The 3,815-nt window shown below is 65.9% G+C and carries 1 protein-coding gene; it reads right to left on the bottom strand.

Annotated elements, in window-relative coordinates; all coding sequences use genetic code 11:
* Window positions 1–198: 198 nt before the first annotated feature.
* Window positions 199–3,696, bottom strand: a complete 3,498-nt coding sequence (locus VGS97_RS27415; RefSeq protein WP_326856562.1) for a discoidin domain-containing protein — start codon at window positions 3,694–3,696, stop codon at window positions 199–201.
* Between the last annotated feature and the right edge of the window lie 119 nt (window positions 3,697–3,815).

Genomic DNA, 3,815 nt, shown 5'->3' on the forward strand with positions numbered 1-3,815 from the left:
GATCGTGAAACGGGCGCTGTCCAAGTACAACGCCCGAGGCCCGGCCATCGATCGAACCACCTACAAGAGCACATTCAGCATCACCGTGCTGGCCAGCCCCGATTGACACAGCCGACCAGCACCTAACTGAACGGCGTTGGGATTAATCGGCCGGTGTGGACTTCTCTCAATCCACCGCGTTTCTCAATCCACCGCGTTCTAATCCATCGTGTTCGCCGTCACGGTGGCCGGGTTGTTCAGATTTCCGGACAGCGGCAGGTTGCGTGACGAGTCGCCGACCAGGATCTGGTAGCCGCCGGACGACGCGATCCAGCTGTTGGACGTGGTGTCCCAGTGCGCCAGATCATGCGCCGTCACGGTGAAGGTCACCGTCCCGGACGCCCCCGGGTTCAGCGTGATCCGCTGGAAGCCCTTGAGCTGATGCGGCGGCTCGCCGACCGACGCCGGATCGCCGACGTACAGCTGCGCCACCTCGGTCCCGGCCCTGCTACCAGTATTGGTAACCGTCGCTGTCACCGTCGCCTGGCCGTTGCTCAGCGCCCCGATTTGCAGGTTGCCGAACGAGAACGACGTGTACGACAGTCCGAAGCCGAACGGGAACAGCGGCGTGACGTTGTTCGCGTCGTACCACCGGTACCCGACGTCCAACCCCTCCGAGTACTGCACCGTGCCACCGGTGCCAGGCCACTGAGCCGTCGTGTTCGCCGGCAGCGCGGTGAGCGAGGACGGGAAGGTGATCGGCAGGTGCCCGGACGGGTTCACGTCGCCGAACAGCAGCGCCGCGATGGACGCGCCGTACTCCTGGCCCTGGTAGAAGCCCTCGAACACGCCCGCGACCTGGTTCAGCCACGGCATCAGGATCGCCGAGTTGTCGTTGAGCACGACGATCGTGTTCGGGTTGGCCGCCGCGACCGCGGAGATAAGCGCGTCCTGGCTGTTGGGCAGGTTGAGCGTGGTGTTGTCGGACTCTTCGTGCCCGTAGTTGTCGGCCGCGAAGACGATCGCAACGTTCGCGGCCTGCGCGGCCGAGACCGCGGAGGCCTGGTTCGAGCCGTCGTTGTAGTTGACCGTCACATGACCACCGACGGCCCGCTGCTGAATGCTGTACAGCGGGTCGTACGTGCCGGAACTGGTCGCGCCGCCGCTGCCGGCGCCGCCGGTGATCGCTCCGGAACTGGCGTAGCTGCCGATGACCGCGATGGACTCGGTGCCGTTCGGGTTCAGCGGCAGGACGCCGTTGTTCTTCAGCAGCACCGTGCCCTCCTCGTCGCCCTGAAGCGCGGTCGCGAGGTGTGAGGGCGCTGCGACGATGGCGGTCGTGGAACCGCTCGGCGCGTGGTCGAACATGCCGAACCGGAACATCTGGGTCAGCACCCTGGAGACCATCGTGTCGAAGGTGGCCTGCGTCACCTGCCCGGCGGTGACAGCCTGCTCAAGCGAGGTCCCGAAGAAGCCGCCGAACGGCATCTCGATCGTCTCGCCCGCGTTGGCCGACGCGACCGTCGTGTGGATCGCGCCCCAGTCCGAGCTGACGAAGCCCTGGAACCCAGCCTGCTGATACAGCGGGGTGTTCAGAATCGACGGGTTCTGACACGAATACGCGCCGTTCACGCTGCTGTACGCGCACATGGCCGCCGCCGCACCGCCCTTCTCGATGGCGGTCTGGAAGCCGGGCAGGTAGATCTCCTGCAACGTGCGCGGGTCGACCACGACCGTCCCGCCGCCGCTGCCGGGTCCGTCCGGCTGCTCGATGTTGTACGCGGCCGCGTGCTTGACCATGGCCATCACGCCCTGGCTCTGCATACCCTGGACGTCCGCGCTGACGATCTCGCCGGTCAGGTACGGATCCTCGCCGAAGGTCTCGTAGGACCGGCCCCAGCGCGGGTCTCGCACGATGTTGATCGTCGGGCCGAGCGAGACGTTCACGCCCTTCGCTGCGAACTCCTGACCAGCCGCGACGCCAAAGTTGTGCTCGTAACCCGGATCAAAGGTCGCCGCCGCGACCTCACCATCAGGGAACTGCACAACCCCGCCGAGCCCGTCCCCGACTCCCGCGGGTCCGTCCTCAAGATTCACGCTCGGAATACACAGCGCAGGCTGTCCGGCGATCTGCCCGATATACGTACTCGAACCGTCGCCGTAGAGCATCGCGTCCTTCTGGTCCTGCGTCATCGCGCCCATGAGCTGCGCGACGCGGGTCGAGACGGCCACGTTGGGCTCGTTGATCCACGGACACGTGCCCGGCGCGGGCTGCGGCGCGGGCGGTGGCACGGTCGCAGTCTGGTTCCCGACCGTGTAGACGGCGAACTCCCAAAGCGAATCTCCGTACCCAGTCCCCCTCACCGTCGCATACATACGGACATACTGTCCGCTGCCCGAGACGTTCAGCGTCTGCGTACCACCGGTCCCGGTGGTCGTCGAGTAGATCGACGTCCAATTCGCGTTGTCCGTCGACACCTGGATCTGGAACCCGGACGCGTACGCGTTCTCCCAGATCAGCACGACCTGGCAGATCGGCAGATTGGCGCCGAGGTTGACCTCGATCCACTGCGGGTCCGCGGACAGGCTCGACCAGCGCGTCACGGTGCTGCCGTCGACCGCGTAGAAGGGGTCGTACGCCGGATTGCTGTCCTGAATCGACGACGCGGTAGCCGGATGCCCGAGCGCCGCGTTCGTGGTGCCGCAGTTGCCGTTACCCGTGCTCGACGGCGACGGACTCGGAGACGCACTGGCCGAGGCACTCGGAGACGGCCCGCCCCCACCACTGCCACCGGTGAAGACAGAGAACTCCCACAGCGAGTATCCGTACCCTGTAGCACGCGCGGTGCCGTACATCCGGATGTACCGTCCCATGCTTGAGACAGTCAGCGTCTGAACGCCGCCGGTTCCTGTGGTGGTCGAGTAGATCGACGTCCAGTTCACATTGTCCGTCGACACCTGGATCTGGAACGCCGTGGCGTACGCGGTCTCCCAGTTCAACACGACCTGGCAGACCGGCAGCGCCGAGCCCAGGTCCACCGAGAGCCACTGCGGATCGCTGAACGCGGACGACCACCGGGTACCGGTGTTGCCATCCACCGCGGCCGCGGCCGGAGTACCGGCGTTCTCAGTCGACGAAGCGGTCGCCGGCTGGTTCAGCGCGGCGTTCTGCGTACCGCACGTCGAACCGCCCCCGCTCCCCATGGTCCCGAAGACCTGGAACTCCCACAGCGAGTAGCCGTACCCGGTGTTGCGCACCGTCCCATACATCCGCACATACCGCCCAGATCCGGTGACGTTCAGCGTCTCCGTGCCGCCGGGACCGGTCGTCGTCGAGTAGATCGACGTCCAGTTCGCCCCATCATTCGAAGTCTGAATCTGATACGCCTTACCCGACGCCGTCTCCCACTGGAGCACGACCTGACTGATCGTCGCGGTCCCACCCAGATCCACCTGCAACCACTGCGGATCAGACCACGCACTCTCCCACCGCGTCCCAGCGTTCCCATCCACCGCAAACGACGCCTGATTCCCAGCATTCACCGACGACGCAGAAGCCGTCTTCCCCTGCGACAACAGCGTCCCCGCCGCGTGAGCGGCCCCCACGGCGACCGTGACCAGCAGCGCGGCCACAAGCGAGAGAACAATGGATACAGCGAGGAGCGCGGAGCGTGAATTTCGGGCGCGCAACAGCGACACCCGTTGGCTTACAGCCATGTGACTTCCTCACGTTGTAGTGGGTACTACGCGAGGGGAGAGCGCTCTGAGGAGAGGCTGACCGCGGCGCGACGCGCTGTCAAGATTTCCCAGAAGTTCCGCAACCACCCCGCCCCACC

Origin of the sequence: Actinocrinis sp. (assembly GCF_035946395.1) — a bacterium.
Classification (GTDB): Bacteria; Actinomycetota; Actinomycetes; order Streptomycetales; family Catenulisporaceae; genus Actinocrinis.